Origin of the sequence: Amycolatopsis vastitatis (assembly GCF_002234595.1) — a bacterium.
Taxonomy (GTDB): domain Bacteria; phylum Actinomycetota; class Actinomycetes; order Mycobacteriales; family Pseudonocardiaceae; genus Amycolatopsis; species Amycolatopsis vastitatis.
This window is the reverse complement of sequence record NZ_NMUL01000028.1, coordinates 74,374-93,089: the sequence shown is the minus strand read 5'-3', so window position 1 is coordinate 93,089 and position 18,716 is coordinate 74,374. Positions and strand designations below refer to the sequence as shown.

The 18,716-nt window shown below is 71.4% G+C and carries 14 protein-coding genes; 5 read left to right on the top strand and 9 right to left on the bottom strand.

Going from position 1 to position 18,716, the window contains the following annotated elements; genetic code table 11:
- The first annotated feature begins 167 nt into the window (after nt 1-167).
- Nucleotides 168-1,676: a DEAD/DEAH box helicase gene (locus tag CF165_RS26615; RefSeq protein ID WP_093950305.1), complete on the top strand. Its 1,509-nt coding sequence runs from the start codon at nt 168-170 to the stop codon at nt 1,674-1,676.
- Between the two features lie 108 nt (nt 1,677-1,784).
- On the opposite strand, the gene CF165_RS26610 is transcribed toward CF165_RS26615, so the two are convergent.
- The 3 genes from CF165_RS26610 to CF165_RS26600 all read right to left on the bottom strand — a co-directional run bounded on the left by CF165_RS26610 (nt 1,785) and on the right by CF165_RS26600 (nt 4,660).
- Entirely contained in the window at nt 1,785-2,747 is a 963-nt protein-coding gene (locus CF165_RS26610; protein ID WP_093950304.1) for an ABC transporter permease, read from the bottom strand.
- Entirely contained in the window at nt 2,734-3,525 is a 792-nt protein-coding gene (locus tag CF165_RS26605; RefSeq protein ID WP_093950303.1) for an ABC transporter ATP-binding protein, read from the bottom strand. The genes CF165_RS26610 and CF165_RS26605 overlap by 14 nt, the downstream gene beginning before the upstream one ends.
- Before the next feature lie 82 nt (nt 3,526-3,607).
- The gene (locus CF165_RS26600) at nt 3,608-4,660 is read right to left on the bottom strand and encodes an ABC transporter substrate-binding protein (RefSeq protein ID WP_093950302.1); all 1,053 of its coding nucleotides are present in this window, start codon (nt 4,658-4,660) and stop codon (nt 3,608-3,610) included.
- Nucleotides 4,661-4,871: 211 nt separating this feature from the next.
- Between CF165_RS26600 and CF165_RS26595 the strand changes: the two genes are divergently transcribed.
- Nucleotides 4,872-5,276, top strand: coding sequence for a hypothetical protein (locus CF165_RS26595; protein ID WP_093950301.1), 405 nt, complete (start codon nt 4,872-4,874; stop codon nt 5,274-5,276).
- A 395-nt stretch (nt 5,277-5,671) separates the two neighbouring features.
- Here CF165_RS26595 and CF165_RS26590 read toward each other — a convergent pair whose 3' ends face one another.
- Genes CF165_RS26590 through CF165_RS26580 form a run of 3 tightly spaced genes read right to left on the bottom strand, consistent with a single transcriptional unit; the run spans nt 5,672 to nt 8,774 of the window.
- On the bottom strand, nt 5,672-6,688 hold the full coding sequence (locus tag CF165_RS26590; RefSeq protein ID WP_093950300.1) for an S-adenosylmethionine:tRNA ribosyltransferase-isomerase: 1,017 nt from the start codon (nt 6,686-6,688) through the stop codon (nt 5,672-5,674).
- Complete coding sequence (locus CF165_RS26585; RefSeq protein ID WP_205660979.1) at nt 6,685-7,356, bottom strand: SDR family NAD(P)-dependent oxidoreductase; 672 nt, start codon at nt 7,354-7,356, stop codon at nt 6,685-6,687. Before CF165_RS26585 ends, CF165_RS26590 begins: the two co-directional genes overlap by 4 nt.
- Before the next feature lie 44 nt (nt 7,357-7,400).
- Nucleotides 7,401-8,774: a purine-cytosine permease family protein gene (locus CF165_RS26580; protein ID WP_093950298.1), complete on the bottom strand. Its 1,374-nt coding sequence runs from the start codon at nt 8,772-8,774 to the stop codon at nt 7,401-7,403.
- Between the two features lie 205 nt (nt 8,775-8,979).
- On the opposite strand from CF165_RS26580, the gene CF165_RS26575 reads away from it, so the two are divergent.
- Nucleotides 8,980-10,503, top strand: coding sequence for a sensor histidine kinase (locus CF165_RS26575; RefSeq protein WP_205660978.1), 1,524 nt, complete (start codon nt 8,980-8,982; stop codon nt 10,501-10,503).
- Between the two features lie 52 nt (nt 10,504-10,555).
- Here the strand turns inward: CF165_RS26575 and CF165_RS26570 are convergent, their stop codons facing one another.
- Nucleotides 10,556-12,487 (bottom strand): S53 family peptidase, encoded by a 1,932-nt coding sequence (locus tag CF165_RS26570; RefSeq protein ID WP_093950296.1) that lies wholly within the window; start codon nt 12,485-12,487, stop codon nt 10,556-10,558.
- 293 nt (nt 12,488-12,780) lie between these two features.
- A complete protein-coding gene (locus CF165_RS26565; protein WP_093950295.1) occupies nt 12,781-13,923 on the bottom strand; it encodes an ROK family protein in 1,143 nt (380 codons plus the stop codon).
- A gap of 52 nt (nt 13,924-13,975) precedes the next feature.
- Here CF165_RS26565 and CF165_RS26560 point away from each other — a divergent pair, with 52 nt between their 5' ends.
- Nucleotides 13,976-15,220, top strand: a complete 1,245-nt coding sequence (locus CF165_RS26560) for an MGH1-like glycoside hydrolase domain-containing protein (protein ID WP_093950294.1) — start codon at nt 13,976-13,978, stop codon at nt 15,218-15,220.
- On the opposite strand, the gene CF165_RS26555 is transcribed toward CF165_RS26560, so the two are convergent.
- Complete coding sequence (locus CF165_RS26555) at nt 15,199-16,971, bottom strand: discoidin domain-containing protein (protein WP_093950293.1); 1,773 nt, start codon at nt 16,969-16,971, stop codon at nt 15,199-15,201. The genes CF165_RS26560 and CF165_RS26555 overlap by 22 nt on opposite strands.
- 352 nt (nt 16,972-17,323) lie before the next feature.
- On the opposite strand from CF165_RS26555, the gene CF165_RS26550 reads away from it, so the two are divergent.
- The gene (locus tag CF165_RS26550; protein WP_093950292.1) at nt 17,324-18,508 is read left to right on the top strand and encodes a glycoside hydrolase family 88/105 protein; all 1,185 of its coding nucleotides are present in this window, start codon (nt 17,324-17,326) and stop codon (nt 18,506-18,508) included.
- Nucleotides 18,509-18,716 lie beyond the last annotated feature (208 nt).

Here is an 18,716-nt window from a genome sequence, read left to right as displayed (position 1 = left end):
CTACGTCACCCTGTCCCGCTATACTGATCATGCGGGCCGCTCAGTTCTGCCTCGGCCCGCTGTTGTTGTCGACTACCACGCGCCGCGGCCGTACGTAGGTCTGCGCCGGGCAGGACAACCCTTCTCAGGTTATGGAGACCAGGGCACCCGCGTGCCCGCACGTACTTATGAGCACTTTTCTCGAACTCGGCCTGCCCACCCCGCTCGTGACCGCGCTGGCCGCGCAGGGCGTCACCGAGCCCTTCCCCATCCAGGCGGCGACCCTGCCGCACACGCTCGCCGGGCGTGACGTCCTGGGCCGCGGCCGGACCGGCTCCGGCAAGACGTACGGCTTCGTGCTGCCCCTGCTGGCCCGCCTCGCCGCGGGCCCGACGCGGCGCAAGCCGGGCCGTCCCCGCGCGCTGATCCTCGCGCCGACGCGCGAGCTGGCGACCCAGATCGAGGCCTCGATCCTGCCGCTGGCGAAGCCGCTGGGTCTGAAGACCACGACCATCTTCGGCGGCGTCAGCGCGAACCCGCAGATCACGCGCTTGCGCGACGGCGTCGACATCGTCGTCGCCTGCCCTGGACGGCTCGCCGACCACATGCGCTCCGGGCACGTGAAGCTCGACGCCATCGAAATCACCGTGCTGGACGAGGCCGACCACATGGCCGACCTGGGCTTCCTGCCCGAGGTCCGGCGGATCATGGACGCCACGCCGTCGCGCGGGCAGCGGATGCTGTTCTCCGCGACGCTGGACAACGGCGTCGACGTGCTGGTCAAGCGCTTCATGAGCGACCCGATCACGCACAGCGTCGACTCGGCGCAGTCGCCGGTGTCGACGATGGAGCACCACGTCCTGCACCTCGAGGAGACCCACCGGCTGCCGGTGCTGGTCGACCTGACCGCCGCGCCGGGCCGCACGCTGGTGTTCACGCGGACCAAGAGCCGCGCGAAGGCGCTGACGCGCAAGCTGGTCGCTTCGGGCGTGCCCGCGGTGGAGCTGCACGGCAACCTGGGCCAGAACGCGCGGACGCGCAACCTCGAGGCGTTCTCCTCGGGGACGGCACGCACGCTCGTGGCGACCGACATCGCGGCGCGCGGCATCCACGTCGACGACGTCCGGCTGGTCATCCACGCCGACCCGCCGGTCGAGCACAAGGCGTACCTGCACCGTTCGGGCCGCACGGCGCGCGCCGGCGCGTCGGGCACGGTGGTCACGCTGATGACCGACGCGCAGGTCCGCGACGTGCGGGACCTGACGCGCAAGGCGGGCATCAAGCCGACGACGACCCAGCTCGGCCCGGGCCACCCGCTGCTGGCGGAGCTGGCCCCCGGCGAGCGTTCGTTCACGGCGTCGCCGAAGCGGCCTCCGGTGGACAACCGCCCGAAGAAGGTTTCGGCGACGGGCGCGGCACCGGGCGCGGGCCGCGGGCGCCGCGGCGCTCCGGCCACACCGAAGGAGAACCGCGGCGGCCAGCGGTCGCGAGCGGCCGGTCAGGCGCGGCGCGAGGAGCAGCCCCGGTCGGAGCGACGGACGGCCCAGCCGGAGCGTCAGGCTTCCGGCCGGTCGGGCGCCGCTTCGGGCGGTAGCCGGCGATCGGGCGGCCCGGCCGCGGCCAACCGCCGCTCGGGTTCGGGCGGCGCGGCGGCGTTCTCCTCGGGCACTCGCGCGGGTGCCCGCCGCTCACGCTGACTGGTCCCGGCCCCGGCATTTCCGCCGGGGCCGGGGCAGTCCTCACCCGTTCCGGCAAGTCGTAGCGCCCCACCCAGACCCCTCCCCGCAACCCCGATACGAAGCCAACTAGAGCGACGACGTCAGGCCGCGGGCCCGCAGCACCGCGCGCTCCAGGGGGCGGAACACCGCCAGCTCGATCCCCACGCCGACCAGCAGGATCAGGAAGATCGCCGCGATCACCGTCTCCATGCTGTTGAACGACGAGCCCTGGTTCAGGTACGCGCCGAGCCCGACACCCAGCTGGGGCGACAGCGCGATCAGCTCGGCCGCCATCAGCGACCGCCACGAGAACGCCCAGCCCTGCTTGAGCCCGGCCAGGAAACCCGGCAGCGCGGCAGGCAGCAGGATGTACCGGGCCGAGGACAGCCGGTTCGCGCCCATCACCTGGCCGACGCGCGGCAGGATCGGCGGGATCTGGTCGATGCCGGACACCAGGCCGTTCGCGATCGACGGCACCGAACCGAGCAGCACCACGAAGTAGATCGCCGCGTCGTTGATCCCGAACCACAGGATCGCCGCCGGCACCCAGGCCACCGACGGCAGGCTCTGCAGCCCGGTCAGCAGCGGCCCGATCGCCGCCCGCACCACGCGGATCTTCGCGACGACCAAGCCGAGCGGGGTACCGATGAGCACGCCGGCGAGGAAGCCGAGCGCGGCGCGGTGCACCGACGTCCAGACGAAGCCGAACACCTGGCCGTCGGCGACGATGCCCCAGAACTCGTTCCACACCGCGAGCGGGGCCGGCAGCTGCGCCTCCGGCCAGAAGGCAGCGGCCCAGAGGATCTGCCAGATGACGATCAGCAGGGCCAGCGCGCCCAACGGCGGCAGAACCCCCCAGGCGAACCGCTTCCAGAAGCTCGGGCGGCGGTCACCCGCGGGAGCGTCGAGCGAATCCAGCCCGGCGCCGACCGCGTCGAGTTCGTCCTCGGGAGCCCCTGGGGCGGGGGTCTGGGGGTTCGACCTCCAAGCAGCACCGCCGCCGGGGGTCTGGGGGTTCGACCCCCAAGCAGCAGAGTCAAGCTGCGGCATGGGTGCTGATCACCTCTCGCAGGTGCCCGGTGATTTCGTCGGTCAGCTTCGCGGCGTCGGCCAGCGACACGTCCGTCCATTCGCGCACGACCCGGCCGGGGCGCGACGACAGCAGGACCACGCGCTGACCCAGCCGCACCGCCTCGCGCACGTCGTGGGTGACGAACAGCACGGACGTGCCCGTGCTGCGGTAGACCCGCAGCAGCTCGCCCTGCAGGACGTCGCGGGTGATGGCGTCGAGCGCGGCGAACGGCTCGTCCATCAGCAGGAGTGACTGTTCCGGGTCGCCGCCGACACGCAGCGTCGCGGCCAGGGCGCGGGCGAGCGCGACGCGCTGCCGCATGCCGCCGGACAGCTCGTGCGGCCGCTTGCCGCCCGCGCCGTTCAGCCGGACCAGTTCCAGCAGCTCGGCGGCCTTCTCCCGGCGCTCGGCCCGGCCGAACCCGGCCAGCCGCAGCGGCAGCTCGACGTTGCGGGCCGCGGTCAGCCACGGCATCAGCGCGGCCTCCTGGAACATGACGGCGGGCCGCGACGTGTTCAGCGTGATCTCCCCCGCCGACGGCGCGTCCAGCCCGGCGACCAGGTTCAGCAGCGTGCTCTTGCCGCAGCCGGATGCCCCGAGCAGGCAGACGAACTCGCCGGGCGCGACCGTCAGGTCCACGCCGTCGAGCGCGACGACCGCGCGGCCGGCCGTGCCGAACGTCTTGCGCACGCCGTCGAGACGCACCGCGGTCGCGCCGGTGAAGCTGCTCCGGCCGGTCGGGAGGGTCGTGGTCATCGCTGGTGGCCTCTCCGGATCACTCACTTTTTTTCGGGGGTTCCGGGTGGCGGAGCCCCCGGCCCGGGGCCGAGCCCCGGTTTCACTTGGTCAGTTCGGGGGCTTCGACGGCGGGCAGGTTCTGCGCCTTGAGCACCTCGTTCAGCGGGCCGAAGTCGGCGAAGCCCTTCAGCGCCACTGCCGACTTCACCACGCCGGCCGTCACCGAGTCCTGCGCGAGCTGCGGGAATTCGGCGGCGATGGGGTCGGTGGTCAGCTCGATGCCGGAAAACGCACGGTCCAGGACCGCTGCACTCAGGGTACTGCCGGCCAGCTCCTTGAGTGCACCGTTGACCACGGTCTTCGCGTCCGCCGGGTTGGCCTTCGCCCAGTCGATCGCGGCCAGCTCGCCCTTGAGGAGCGCCCGGACGGTGTCCGGGTGCTCCTGCAGGAACTCGCTGCGCACGATGACGACGGTGCTCGGGAAGCGGCCGCCCGGCCACAGCGTCTTCTCGTCGACCAGGACCTTCGCGCCGGCGTCGAGGACCAGCCGCGACGCCCACGGCTCGGGCAGCCAGCCGCCGTCGACCTCGCCCTTCTTGAAGGCGTCGAGCGTCTTCGGGTTGTCGAGGTTGGTGATCTTGACCTGGCCGGTCAGCTGCTTGCCGGCGAGGAACTTCTTGAGCGCGACGTCCTGGGTGTTGGCCAGCTGCGGGGTCGCGATGTTCTTGCCCTTGAGCCCCTCGACGCTGGTGATGTCCGGCTTGACGACGAGCTGCGCGCCGCCCGAAACGGCGCCGGAGACGAGCTGGATGGCGCCCTTGGACTTGGTGAAGGCGTTGATCGCCGGGCCCGAGCCGATGAAGGCGACGTCGAGGGAGCCGCCCAGCAGGGCGTTGACCTCTTCGGGGCCGGCGTTGAAGGTCTGGGTGGTGAGCTTGGTCGAGCCGAGCTCGTTCTTGAAGAAGTCCTTCTTGACGCCGATCAGCGCGGGCGCGTGCGTGACGTTCGGGAAGAATCCGATGCGCACCTCGCCGGCGGCGCCCTGGTTCGCGGCCGGGGCGGTGCTGCTGTCCGCGCGCGAACAGCCGGCGAGCACGCCCACGACGGTCAGGGCGGCCAGCGCCGAGGCCAGGGTTCTCCGTGGGGTGCGCACGTCAGTATCGCCTTTCGTCGGTGTCCGGGCGAGGTTCGCACGGTCACCCACTCAGGCGCATAGCCATCCGCATCCCGGGACATCCGGTGAGATTTCTTGACATCGGCGGTCGCGGCGCTTAGGGGCCGTTTTCGAAGAAAGTCGCCGGCGCGGACAACCGCTCGTGTCACCCGGACGTGGTAAGGGTGACCACCGATTCGGGAGGGAAGACATGACGAGCACCGCACAGCGACGCGGCCAGGGGGCCGTGGGCGTCCGGGTGGCGCTGTTCGTGCTGTTCATCGGGCTGGGCCAGGCGTCGTTCGAGTGGCTCAGGTCACTCGGCATGGACGCGGTGACGGGCCTGGTCGTCTGGGCGATCCCGGTCGTCACCGGGGCGGCGGTGGCGCTGGTGCTGTGGCTGGCGTCGGACCGCGCATTCGCGCTGCGCACCTGGCTGCCGGTGGCGGTGAGCATCCCGGTCTACGTGGGCGGCGGGTTCGGCCTGGCCACCGGCACGGCGAGCCTGGTGGCTTCGATCGTCAGCGGCGTCGGCCTGGGTATCGCGGCCGTGGTCGGGGCCGGGTGGTACCGGTCCCACCGGTCCGGGCGGCAGAACGCCGAGGTTCGCCAGTAGGCCGGGTTGTCCACAGGGCGACGGGGTTGTGGACAACCCCGGCCTCGGAGGGCTTTGCCCGGCTTTTCGTCGGGGGGTGCCGATACGCTGGACGTGGGCACGCCCCCCAGGGAGGGCGGGTGGTGTTCCGGCAACGCCGTGCGCCCGGACTCCGGGACCGCAGGTCCGCTCGCCGTGCGTGGCGGCCGCTGGGATGTCATGAACGACTCGTTCATGTCGTCCGAGGTCATGAACGAGTCGTTCATGACCTCGAGCGCCTCGCCCCGGCTGGGCCCCTTGACCGCTGGTCCCCGAGGGCGACCAGCGGGTGGCTGCCGGCGTCAGCCAAGCCCCTGCCTGAGCAGCGCGAAGTCCGTGGCGCTCGTCACCACCGCCCCAGGCAAGCGCCCGCTGTCTCAGCGGCGCAGCAGAAGTGACACGTCGCCGAATTCGTGCCACAGGTACCGCTCCTCCACCGCCGCGTCGTACGCGCGCTGGACCACCTCCGCGCCCGTCACCGCCTGCAGCAACAGCAGGTGCGACGCGTCCGGCGCGTGCAAACCCGTGATGATGCCGTCTGCCACCCGGGCGGGGTGGTCCGGGCCCAGCACCAGGTTCGTCCAGCCCTCGGCCGGGCGGACCACGCCGTCCGCGGAGGCCGCCGACTCCAGGGCCCGGGCCGCCGTCGTCCCCACCGCGATCACGCGGCCGCCGCGGGCGCGGACCCAGGCGACCAGTGCCGCCGTCGGGGCCGGTACGCGGAAACGCTCCGGCTGGGGTGGCTCGCCCGCCTCCGGGGACGACACCCCCGTGTGCAGCAGCAGCGGCGCGAACAGCACGCCGTCGGTGACCAGGCGTGTCACCAGCTCCGTCGTGAACGGGCGGGCCGCCGACGGCATCTCCGCGCTGCCCGGCTCGCGGGCGAACACCGTCTGGTAGTCCGCGAGCGGCCAGGCCCGCGGGACGTAGCCGTAGCGGATCGGGCGGCCGGCCGCCGCCAGGAACCCCGGCACCGGGCCCTCGACCGCCACCTCCGCCCGCCACAGGCGCGTATCACCCGGGGCCGCCGGCGCCAGCAAGGTCAGTGACGCGCCGCGGGGCAGCTCCAGGCGCTCCCCCGGCCGGCCGTCGCGCAGCGGGCCGCCCGGGGCGCGCAGCTCGACCACCCACGCACCGTCGTCGAGCGAGGTCGAGAAGTGGACCACGACCGGACGGCCGCCGCGGACGGCGTCGACCGCCGCCGGCAGCGTCCCGGACGTGTTGACGACCAGCAGGTCCCCCGGCCGCAGGTGCTCGCCCACCGAGGCGAACACCGTGTGGTGGACGCCCGACGGTGAAGCGACCAGCAGGCGGACTTCGTCGCGCGCCAGGCCGCGAGCTTCCGGCGGCGCCGACGCCGACAGCTCGTCCGGGAGCTCGAACCGGACGTTCACACCGCCGCCAGGAGGTCGGCGGCGCGGTAGCGGCCGCTGGGTGGGCGCTCGTCGAGCAGCCTGAGGAACGCCGGGACCGCGGACGACGGCAGCGGCCGGTCCGAGATGTCCTCGCCGGGGAACGCGCGCTGGTGCATCGCCGTGCGCAGGTCGCCAGGGTCGACCGCGTACACGGCCAGGTCCGGGTGTTCCACGCCGAGGACCGCGGTGAGCTGGTCGAGCGCCGCCTTCGCCGAGCCGTAGCCGCCCCAGCCTTCGTACGGCTCGACGGCGGCGTCCGAGCTGATGTCGAGCACGATGCCCCGCGCCGCCGTCAACGCGGGCAGCAGGAGCTGGGTCAGCGCGAGCGGGGCGAAGACGTTCACGCGGTAGACGTTTTCCAGCTCAGCCAAGGGATACCGCGCCAGCGGCGGCAGCGGGCTGACGCCGAGCGAGCTGGCGTTGTTGACGAGCAGGTCGAGTTCCGGGCAGGCGCCGGCCAGTGCGGCGCGGTGGGCCGGGTCGGCGACGTCGCCGGGGACGGCGGTGAAGCCGATCTCCCGAGCCGCCGAATCCAGCGCGGCCGCGTCCCGGCCGTCGCCGACGACCGTCCACTGGCGACTCACCAGGGCCGCCGCGAGCGCGCGGCCCAGACCGGCGGACGCCCCGGTGATCAGAGCGGTGGGCATGGTTCCTCCTTCGAGGGGTACCACACCATCGTGAAACCTCTATATTAGTCGAGGTCAACCGAAGGACGGCCGCGAAGCAGGAAATACGCTGCCAGCGAAACGACGAGCCCGACGTAGTACGCGAGGTCGGCGCCGTGCAGCGCCGCGGCGACCGGTCCGGTGTAGAGGGACGTGTTCATGAACGGCACCGCCGCGCCGAAGCCCGCCACGAACGCCACGACCGCCGCCCAGGGGCGGACGGAGACCGAAGCCAGGACGTCCACCCGCCGCCCGCCGCGAGTGCGCGCGAGCCAGTCCGGGACGACGACGCCGAGGAACGGCGGGATCCAGTAGCTGACGAACAGCAGCACGTTCTGGAACTTCGCCGCGAGCTCGCCGCTGTGCATCCAGAGGATCAGCGCGAACGCGAGCACGGTGACGACCACCGCCGACACCGGGCGCCGCAGCCGGACGCCGACGGTCTGCAGGGCCAGCGAGCCGCTGTAGTCGTTCATCGCGTTCGACGACACCGCCGCCAGCGCGATCACCGCCAGCGCCAGCGCACCCAGGAACCCGCCGCCGAGCAGGTCCGCGACGCCCTTCGCCGTCTGGTCGCCCAGCGACGTCCCCAGCGCGAGCCCGAGACCTTCGCCGATCGCGTACGACGCCGTCAGGCCGAGCAGCGTCGCCCAGAAGACCGACCGCGACGACGTGCCCGCGGGCAGGTAACGGCTGAAGTCCGACGCGTAGGGCGCCCACGAGATCGCCAGCGACAACGCGATCGTCGTGAACAGCACGACGCCGCCCGCCAGTCCGGCGCCGGACGCGGTGTCCGCGGCGGCGATCGGGTGTCCGGAAAGGACTTTCACCGCCAGCGCGGCGAACGCGAGCACCAGCAGCACGCTCATCACCGTCTGGACGCGGTGGATCAGGGCGTAGCCGAAGACGCCGAGGGCGCCCTGCAGCACCAGCACGACCAGCACCGCGGCCCAGAACGGCAGCCCGGTCAGCTCCGCGAGGGCCTCGCCGCCGAACAGGCCGACCAGCGCGTCCCAGGCGATCGAGCCGAGCCACTGCACCAGACCCGGCAGCACGACCCCGCCACCGAACGGCAGCCGCGCGAGCGGCAGCTGGCCGGTGCCGGTGCGCGGGCCCCAGGTGGACAGGTAGGCGACCGGCAGTGAGCCGAGCACCGTCCCGAGAAGCATCGCGGCGAGCCCCGTCCAGAAGCCCAGGCCGAGCGTCGCGGCGAGGGTGCCGGTGAACACCGCCGTCATCGTCAGGTTGGGCGCGAACCACACGCTGAACAGCCGCCACGGGCGCCCGAAGCGGTTGTCTTCCGGAACCGGCCTGATGCCGTGGGTTTCGACCGCCAGGTCCCGCCCTCCCGTCGGCATCCGCCCGCCGAAGACCTCGGCGTCGAAACCGCGTCCGCTCATGTCCTGCCTCCCGTTCGAACCCCCGGTTCACCCTAAAGCGCGGCCGCGTGGTGTAACGCGACGGCCCGAACGGGCGAATCATGGTTAGCCGTTGCCGGAACACCGCCCGAGGCCGCCAGGTGTCACCCGGTTGCCGGAGCGCGCGTCCGCGAAGCAAACCGGGAGGGGTTGCGTGGTTGCGGTGCAGCACCCCCGGACACTCGCGATGACCGGTCTGCTGACCGCCGGTTTCGCGCTCGGCGTCACCGCGTTGACGCTGAAGGCGGCCGAAGGCACCCACTCCGCGCTCGACACCGCGCTCAGCACCACGACCGGGTTCCTGTTCCTGCTCGCCGGCGCGGTCGCGCACGTGCGGCGGCCGGCCAACCCGATCGGCGTGCTCATCGCGCTCGCCGGCCTCGCGCTGTTCCTCGAAGACCTGCAGTTCACGCGGAACCCGGTGCTGTACACGGTCGCCATGCCGCTGCGCGCCGCGTCCAGCCCGGTCATCGCGCACCTCGTGCTCGCGTTCCCGCACGGACGGCTCCGGTCGCGGTGGGAACGGCTGCTCGTCGCCGCGGCCTACCTGGTGGTGCTCGGCTCGGGCGTGCTCGGGCTGCTGGCCGACGACGACCCGCGCAACCTGCTGGCGATCTCGTCCGCTTCGGCCGACACCGTTTTCGCCCACCGCGCGCTGGACTTCGTCGCGACGGCGATCAGCGCCGGCGTGGTCGTCGTGCTGCTCTACCGGTGGCTGACCGGGCGGCTGCCGCAGCGGCGGCTGCTGTCGCCGGTGATCGCCATCGCGTTGTTCGGCGCGCTCGCCTCCGGCGTGGGCACGGCGCTCGGCGACGGGAACCCGCTCTCCGCGCCGCTGCTGCAGGCCTACCGGATCCTGTTCTGCCTGTGGCCGCTGGCGTTCCTGGCCGGGGTGCTGCGCGCCCGCGTCGGCAACGCCGAGATGATCCGGCTGCTGCTGGAACGCGACGGCACCGGGCTGGCCGCGCTGGTGCAGGACGACGAGGTGTGGAAGGACAGCCGGTCGATCGACGCGCTCAACGCGGCGGCCGGGCTGGTGCTGGACAACCAGCGGCTCACCGCCGAGCTGGAGCAGCGGCTCGCCGAGGTGCGGGCGTCGCGGGCGCGGCTGGTCGCGGCGGGCGACGAGGAGCGCCGGCGTCTGGAGCGGGACCTGCACGACGGCGCCCAGCAGCGGCTGGTCAGCGTCGTGCTGCTGCTGCGGATGGCCGGCCGCCGCTACGGCGCCGCGCTGCCCACGGAGGTCCGGGCCCTGCTCGGCGGCGCGGTCGACGAGCTGCAGACGGCGATCACCGAGCTGCGGGAGCTGGCGCGCGGCATCCGCCCGGCGATCCTCACCGAAGCGGGCCTGGCCGCGGCGGTCCGGTCGCTGGCCGCCCGCATCCCGATGGAGGTGGGGCTGTCGGTCGGCACCGTGCCGCGCCTCGACGCGGCGGTGGAGGCGACGGCGTACTTCGTGACGTCGGAGGCGTTGACGAACGCCCTCAAGCACGCCCAGACCGACCACGTCGACGTCCGGATCGCGGTCGAGGGAGCCGAGCTGCGGGTGGCGGTGACGGACGCCGGCGCCGGCGGCGCGGACCTCGAGGGCGGCACGGGCCTGGCGGGACTGCGTGACCGCGTCCAGGCCCTCGGCGGCGAGCTCGAGGTCGCCAGCGGCCCCGGCGGCACCACCGTGTGCGCGGTCATCCCGTTGGCCGAAAAGCCGTGAAGGCCACTTTCGGGAACTTGAATTCCCGAAAGTGGCCTTCACGGACTCGGAACTAGACGAGGAGCAGGAACAGCCAGCCGTTGGGCGTGCCGAGGCCGGTCACGTCGTCGTAGCCGGGGGTGGTGTGGATGGTCAGGCCCTGGTAGTCCAGGGTGCGGACCGAGTGCAGCAGGCCACCCGAAGCGTCGACCGAGTTCGCGTAGTCGACGCGGGCCACGGCGGCGTCCACGTGCTTCACGTCGCTGATCGCCGCGGTGCGCGAGGTCAGCTTGTAGATCACGGGGTTGATGAAGCCGTGGTGGAAGTGGTCGAAGCTGTCGGCCACCGCCATGATGCCGGCGAACACCGGCGACGCGAGGCTCGTGCCGCCGATCCGGTACTGGTCGTAGTAGGCGCCGTCCGGGAAGGTCTGCGTCTGGCCGACCAGGAAGCCGGTGTTCGGGTCACCGATCGCGGAGATGTCGGGGACGACCCGGCCCTTGTTGTTGCCGGTCTGGTTCTTCTTCGCCAGCGCGTCCGGCACGACACCCTTCTGGTAGAAGGGCTGCGGGAACAGCCGGCTCGTGCCGCCACCGGAACCGCTGGTGTAGTTGGCCGGGCCGTAGACGCCGTTGGTCAGCAGCGACTTGCTGGTCTCCCAGCCGGTCTCGAAGATCCGCTTGCCGTCCTTGCCGATCGCGATGGACGTGCCGCCGACCGCGGTGATCCACGGCGCCGAGGCGGAGAAGTCCGGCGACGGCGTGCCGAGGCGCGCGACCTCGTCACCGTTGTCGCCCGAGGAGAAGTAGACACCGATGCCCTCGAGGACCGCCTGCAGCGAGATCTGGTTGAACACCTTGACCTCGTCGGCCGGGATGTCTTCGCCGGTGTCGCCGTAGGAGTTCGACACGATGTCGGCCTTGTGGCCGGCGATCACGTAGTTCAGCGCCACGTCGAGGGCGTTGTCCTCGCAGGACTCCCCGCCGACGTACAGGATGTCCGCGCCCGGTGCGAGACCGTGGGCGGCTTCGACGTCGAGGGTCTCCTCGCCGTACCAGCCCGCCGCGTCGCACTGGTCCGGCGGCTCGAGAACCGGGTTCGCCGGGAAGACGTGCTGCTTGAACTGGCTCTGCTTCAGCGGGTGCTGCGGGTCGTTCTTCTTGGCGTACGTGCTCGCGTCCGAGTAGATGGTCGGCGAGGCGAACGCGTCCACGATGGCGATCGTGGTGCCCTTGCCGTCGGCGCCGACCTTGTCGATGCCGTAGGCCGAACGCAGCTGCGCCGGGGTGTAGCCGCAGGGCGCGTACGGCAGCTGCTTGCCGTTGTAGGCGGGATCGGTGGTGTCGATCTTCTCGCCGTAGTAGGCGCTGCACGGCCGCGCGTTGCGGAACCCGGGGCCGGGCGGGACGTCGGACGGCGTGCCCGAGCCGGTCGCGTGGTCCGGCTTGAACAGGTTGGTCGCCTGGTCGACGCCGACGACGCCGAGCACGTCGCCGGCCAGGTTCGCCGGCACCGACAGGTTCTTGTCGGCGGCGCGCAGCGTCTGGCCCTTCACCCGGTACTTGCCCAGGTCGACCGCGAACGCCTTCTCCGTCTGGTCGGCCGTGCCGGTGGCTTCGACGTAGGCGCGGTTCGACGGCACCTCGCCGATGCTGAAGCCGCTGCCGGTCAGCCACGCCTTGACGGCGTTCACCGTCGCGTCGCTGGCGGCGAACCGGTCACGCACCTGGTCGGGGTTCAGGAATTGGCGGTAGGCCGGGCTGTCCGGGTCGGAAACGGCCTGGGCCAGCGCCTCGGCACCGGCGTTGTCGCGCTGGTTCAGGTAAACCCGGAAGCTCAGCTTCGCGGCGGGCGCGGTGTCGGCAACCTTCGCCTGCGCGTTCGCCCACAACGGGTGCGACTGCGGAATGTCCTGACGGCCCTGCGCCGACGCCGTCGCCGGCAGGGCGGCGGTGAGGCCACCCACCACCGCGAGCGAAAGGAGCAGGGTGGAGCTTCTTCGCACAGAAATCTCCCTCTCGAATGCGGCCCCCAGAAAACGGGCCTGGAACACCGGGTGAGACTAGAACGGTGTTCCGCTCGCGGGGAAGTGCTTGCGGAACCGTTATCTCGCCGCGCATTCACCGGTGGTACGGAAATCCGGTTTGTCACGCGGAAAACGCGAGGAATAGTCCTCAATGCACGTTAAGTCCGGTTCGTTCTCGTATCGTGGAACAACCGGGACCGGCGGCCACCACCTACGAAAGTCGGTCGCTCCGTCCACTCGGGACAGTCGAGCCCGTGACGGCACTTCGGCCCTCAGGCCCTGCCAGCCAACCGGTGATCGACCGCGGCCGGGGCGAACACCGCTTCGACCACCATGGTGACCGCCCCGCCGAGCGCTTCGCCGCGGCCGCCGATTTCGACACGCAGGCTCTGCGTCGCCCGCGGCAGTGCCCGCCGGTAGAGCACCTCGCGGACGCCGGCCACGAAGTGCGGCTCGGCGAGGTCGCCGGCGATCACCAGCACCCCCGGGTTGACCACGCAGACCAGCGTGGCGAGCACCTCCCCGACCTGGCGGCCGGCGAACTCGGCGAGCCGCACGGCGGCCGGTTCGCCGGCCACGATCCGGTCGCGCACCCCCGAGCCCGACGTCGTCGGCAGGCCCAGCTCTGTCAGGCGCGCGGCCAGCGCGCCGCCACTGGCGACGGCCGCGAGGCAGCCGAGCGAACCGCACGCGCAGCGGGCTTCGGGATACCCGGGCAGCCGGATGTGCCCGATGTCGCCCGCCCCGCCGTCGATGCCGCGGTACACCTCGCCGCCGAGGACCAGCCCGGCGCCGATCCCGGTGGACACCTTGACCACGACCAGCGCGGCCGTCTCCGGGTACCGGGCGCGGTGCTCGCCGAGCGCCATCAGGTTGGCGTCGTTGTCGGCCAGCACCGGGACGCCGAAGCGGGCGCCGAGGTCCGCGTCGATCGGGTAGCCGTCCCAGCCGGGCATGATCGGCGGCTGCTTGACGCGGTTGTCCTCGACCGGGCCCGGCACGGAGACGCCCACGCCGCAGGCCGGCCGGTCCACCTCGGCCAGCATCGCCTCGAACCACTCCGCGATCCGGCCGAGCACGGGTTCCGGGCCGTCGGCGACGCGCAGCGAGCCCGCGCGGTGCGCCAGCCGCCGTCCCGACAGGTCGGTGAGCGCGGCCTCGGCGTGCGTCGTGTCGATGCTCGCGGCGAGGACGACGGCGTGCCGGTCGTCGAACCGCAGCTGCCGCGCCGGGCGGCCGCCGGTGGAGTCCTCCTGGCCGCCCTCGACGAGCAGGCCCGCCGCCTGGAGCTGCTCGAGACGCGCGGTCAGCGTCGAGCGGGACAAGCCGCTGCGCGTCTGGAGCGCCTTCCGCGTGGTCGCCTGGCCGGTCCTGACCAGCCACAACAGCTCGCCGGCGCTGGTCGGCGTCGTCATCCGGGCCTCTTTTGCTTATTGACAAGACATAAGTTGGAGATAGATTGGACATATGAACGTAACACGGGGGCGTGCCGCCGACGTCCTGGCGGGCAACTGGCTCGGCTCGTCGACCGTGCCCTCGCGCGGGCTCTACCCGCACCAGTGGAGCTGGGACTCCGCCTTCATCGCGTTCGGCCTGCGCCACCTCGCGCCCGAGCGCGCGCGGCGTGAACTGCTGACGCTGTTCTCCGCCCAGTGGCGCGACGGCCGCGTGCCGCACATCCTCTTCAACCCGGACACCCCGCCCGAGGCGTACTTCCCCGGCCCGTCCTTCTGGCACGCCGGGCGGACGTCGGGGCTGGTCCAGCCGCCGGTGCACGCGCGGGCGGTGCTGGCCGTGCACGAGGCCGACCCCGACCCCGTGTTCCTCGCGACGCTGTACCCGAAGCTGCGGGCCTGGCACGAGTACCTGCGGACCCGGCGCGACGCGGGCGGCCGCGGGCTCGTGGCGATCGTGCACCCGTGGGAGTCGGGGATGGACAACAGCCCGGCGTGGGACGGCCCGCTCGCCTCCGTCACGCCGTCGACCGGGTTCGTCCGCCGCGACCTGCAGCACGGCGCCGCGGCCGACCGGCCGAGCGACGAGGACTACGGCCGGTACGTGCGGCTCGCCGCGGACTACCGGGACAGCGGCTACCAGGACTTCGGCGACTTCGTCGTCGAGGACCCGGGCTTCAACGCCTTGCTGGCCGACGCCGAGCTGGCGCTGGCCGAGATCGCCGGGATCCTCGGGCTGCCCGCGGCCGCCGCGGCCCATCGCGAGGCCGCGGCGCGCGTGGCGAAGGCGTTGCAGGACACGTTGTGGGACAGCACTTCCGGCTGGTTCTTCGCCCGGGACGTCCGGACCGGCGCGCTGACCCCCGAGCACACGTGCGCGGGCCTGCTGCCGCTGCTGCTGCCGGACCTGGCGGTCGCCCCCGCCCTGGTGGCGACGGCGACCGGCCCGCGCTTCCGGCTCGGCCGGGTGCACGGCGTCCCGAGCTACGACCTGACGGCCCCGGACTTCGACCCGGGCCGCTACTGGCGCGGGCCGTCGTGGTTCAACGTCGGCTGGCTGGTCCGCCAGGGCCTGCTGCGGCACGGCGAGCACGCCCTGGCCTCACGGCTGGCGGACGACCTCGCCGCGACCGCGGCCCGGACGGACTTCGCCGAGTACTGCGACCCGCTGACCGGCGCCGGCCACGGCGCCCGGTCGTTCAGCTGGACCGCGGCCCTGACCGTCGACCTCCTCGCTCAGCCGGCCGCGGTCGCGTAGTCCGAACCCAGCCAGGTCTCGTCGATCCGCAGGCGCTTGTACCGCGTGCTGTCGCTCGAGGCCGCGTACGTGCTCGTCACCTGCAGCCGGACGTACCGGGCCGTCACCGCGGAGAGGTCCACGAACTGGACGCCGCGGTGGCTCGGCAGCGTCCCGGACTTCACCGCATCTCCCCAGTTCTTGCCGTCACTGGAGACGAACACCTTGTACGCCTTGATCCGCGCGGACTGCTCGGAGTCCGACCGGGCGTAGCTGACCGAGTCCTCGCGCTGGTTGATCCCGACGTACTGCACCTTCTTCGCCGACCCGAGGTCGAAGTCCAGGTTGACCGGCAGGGTCTTGCCGTTGTCGAAGTAGGTCAGGTAGTCGCCGTCGCTCGCGGACTGTCCACTGTGGCCGCTCGCCGAGGCGCTCGCCTTGAGCGTCACGGTCTTCGGGTCGTACGTGCCGGTGCGGCCCGCCGTCTCCACCTTGAACACCGTGTCGTAGGTGTCCCAGCCGGACAGCCCGGTCAGCGTCAGGCTGCCGCTGCCCTGGCTGAACGCGATCGCCGCGCCGGTGCGGAGGTTCGTCACCCGGCGGACGCGGTAGCCGTTGTCGCGGATCTTCAGCGTCGACGTCGACGGCTTGGTCAGGACGTGGACGTACTGCGTTTCGCCCTTGATCGTGATGACGCCGTGCGCGCCGTCGTTCCAGAAGCCCGGCTGCATGCCGCCGTACATGTACCCGGCGCCCTCGGTGCCGCCGAGGGACTCCCAGATCGCGTCCAGGTAGGTGTTCGCGAAGTTGTTGAACGCCTCCTGGTTCGACGGGAACTTGCCGTTCACCATCGCCGTCTCCGCCATCAGCGACTTGATCGACGAGCCGGAGTTGGTCACCAGACGTCCGATGTTGAGCATCTTGTTCACCGACGAGTTGGACCCGCCGTACCACCAGGAGCCGGTGTCGGGGAGCTTGAAGCACGCCTCGGTGAGCCGCGGCATCGCCGTGTACGTCGCCTGCGGGTAGTCGTACGACGGCGACATGCCGGTCTTCTGCTCGTTGCTGATCGTGTCCATGATCGGCGTGTCTTCGTTGTTGTTGCTCAGCAGGTAGTCCGGCCGCTGCTGGTAGATCTGCTGGTAGAGGTCGTGCGACTCCCAGTAGGCGTTGTCGTTGTCGATCCAGAACCCGCCGAGGTCGGGGTAGTTCTTCATGACCTCGAAGAAGTTGTCGTAGCTGAACTGGCCGAAGCCGCTCTGGCTGTCGAGATCGACGTCCTTGCCCTTGTACTTCGAGTAGCCGGCCGAGTCGAGCCACTCGTGGCCGCCCTCGTCGTGCCACTGGGCGTCGTTGGTCATGTAGAGGATGACCTTGAGACCCTGGGGTTTCGCCGCGGCGATCAGCTCGCCGAGGAAGTCCCGCTTGGTGGTACAGCTGCCGGGGATCTTCGACGGCCAGGCGCGCGAGTAGCCGAGGCGGCTGTGGAAGGAGGCGAGCACGAGGTACGACGCGTGCAGTTTCTTGGCCTCGGTGACCCAGTAGGCGGGACTCCACCCGCCGTCGGTGATCGCCTTCTCCCAGGCGCTGCAACTGGTGTAGCCGGGCGACGTGCGCATGCCCCAGTGCAGGAACAGCCCCGCCTGGCTGTCGCGCAGCCACTGCTGGGAGGGTTTCTGCAGGTCGGCCGACGCCGGTGCGGCGACGAGCCCGGTCACCACCAGCATCGACGCCGCGGCGACGAGGACCCGGCGCAGGAACTTGGCTGACATGAACGACCTCCAGTGGTCTGGTCCACTCGGTGGTGTACTCCTGCCGTCGCGGCCTGGTCAAGGCTTAGATCCGACCTTTCCGCCGAGTTTCGCTGGCCGGTACATCGAAGTACCCGCCATTCGGGTTAAATATCTGATATATGAGACGAGAGATCCGATCTCTCTTGACTGCGGGTCGGCGGGGCGGGTAGATGTTCTCCCCAGAGAGCGCTTTCGCTCCAAGACCATCGCTCCGGCGACACGGGCAGCACGCCGCGCCCCCCAGAGCTGGTCGGGATGCCGACGGACGGCGGATCGGCATCCCGGCCACCCTTCCACCGCGTCGCGGGGCCAGTGCACGAAAGGGACGACGATGTCCGAACACCCCCTTCGCCCGACCCGGCGCGCGGTCCTGGCCGGCACCCTCGGCGCCTTGGGCGCCCTCGCCGCGACAGGCCCCCTCGCGCGGGCCGCGGACCAGCTCCCCCCGATCGGCGGCGCGCCGCCGACGGACTGGTCGCGCGCCGTGATCGACTCGACGATGAAGCGCTACACGCCGGACAAGATCGGCGGCTGGGGCTACACCCTCGGGCTGTACCTCTACGGCCAGTACCTGTTCTACAAGCGCACCGGCGAGAAGAAGTACCTCGACTACATCATCGCCTGGTACGACCGGTTCATCACCGACAGCGGCATCTCGAACAGCTTCAACAACCTCGACTCGATGCGTTCGTGCCAGATGCTGCCGCTGCTGTACGCGGAGACCGGCCGCAAGAAGTACAAGACCGCGGCCGACCAGCTCCGCAAGCGGTTCCCGTCCTACCCGAGGACGTCCGACGGCGGGATGTTCCACGCCACCAGCAAGGTCGGCCAGCTGTGGGGCGACGGCGTGTACATGGCCCAGCCGTTCCTCGCGCTCTACGGCGCCGCGTTCAACGACGGCGCGTACTGCTTCGAAGAGGCGGCCAAGAACATCGTCGTGTACTTCAGCCACCTGCGTGAACCGGCGAAGGGCCTGCTGTACCACGCCTACGACGAGGACGGCTCCGAGTCGTGGGCGTCCGGGTCCGGGCACCACTCGAAGTACCACTGGGCACGGGCGATCGGCTGGTTCGGCATGGCCACCATCGACATCCTCGAGGTACTGCCGGCCAACCACCCGCGGCGGGCCGCGCTGATCGAGGTCGTGCAGTTCCTGGCCGCGGGCTACCAGCGCTGGCAGGATCAGGCCACCGGCCGCTGGTACCAGGTCGTCGACCGCGGCGGCGACTCGAAGAACTGGCTCGAGACGTCGGCGTCGTCGATGTACACGTTCACCATGGCCCGCGGCGTCCAGCGCGGCTACCTGCCGTCGTCGTACCAGGCGGTGGCGGACAAGGGGTACGCCGGCGTGCTGAAGAAGGTTTCGCTGGGCTCGGACGGCCTGACGAACATCACCGACATCTGCGAAGGCACCAACGTCGGCGACCTGTCCTACTACTACGGCCGGGCCCGCAAGACCAACGACTTCCACGGCCTCGGCGCGTTCCTCATCATGAACGAGCAGTACATGCACTGACCCTTGTCACGCCGCAGAAGGGGCCCCGGCCAACCGGCCGGGGCCCCTTCGTCCGTGTGTAAAGAGTCGACACGCGTGATTGAGCAGTCGACACGCGTGATTGAAGGGTCGACACGGCTTCGGGCTGCCGTTCCGCCGTGTCGACCCTCTAATCACGCGAGTTGACCTTCCAATCACGCGAGTTGACGCTTCGATCACGAGCCGCGGC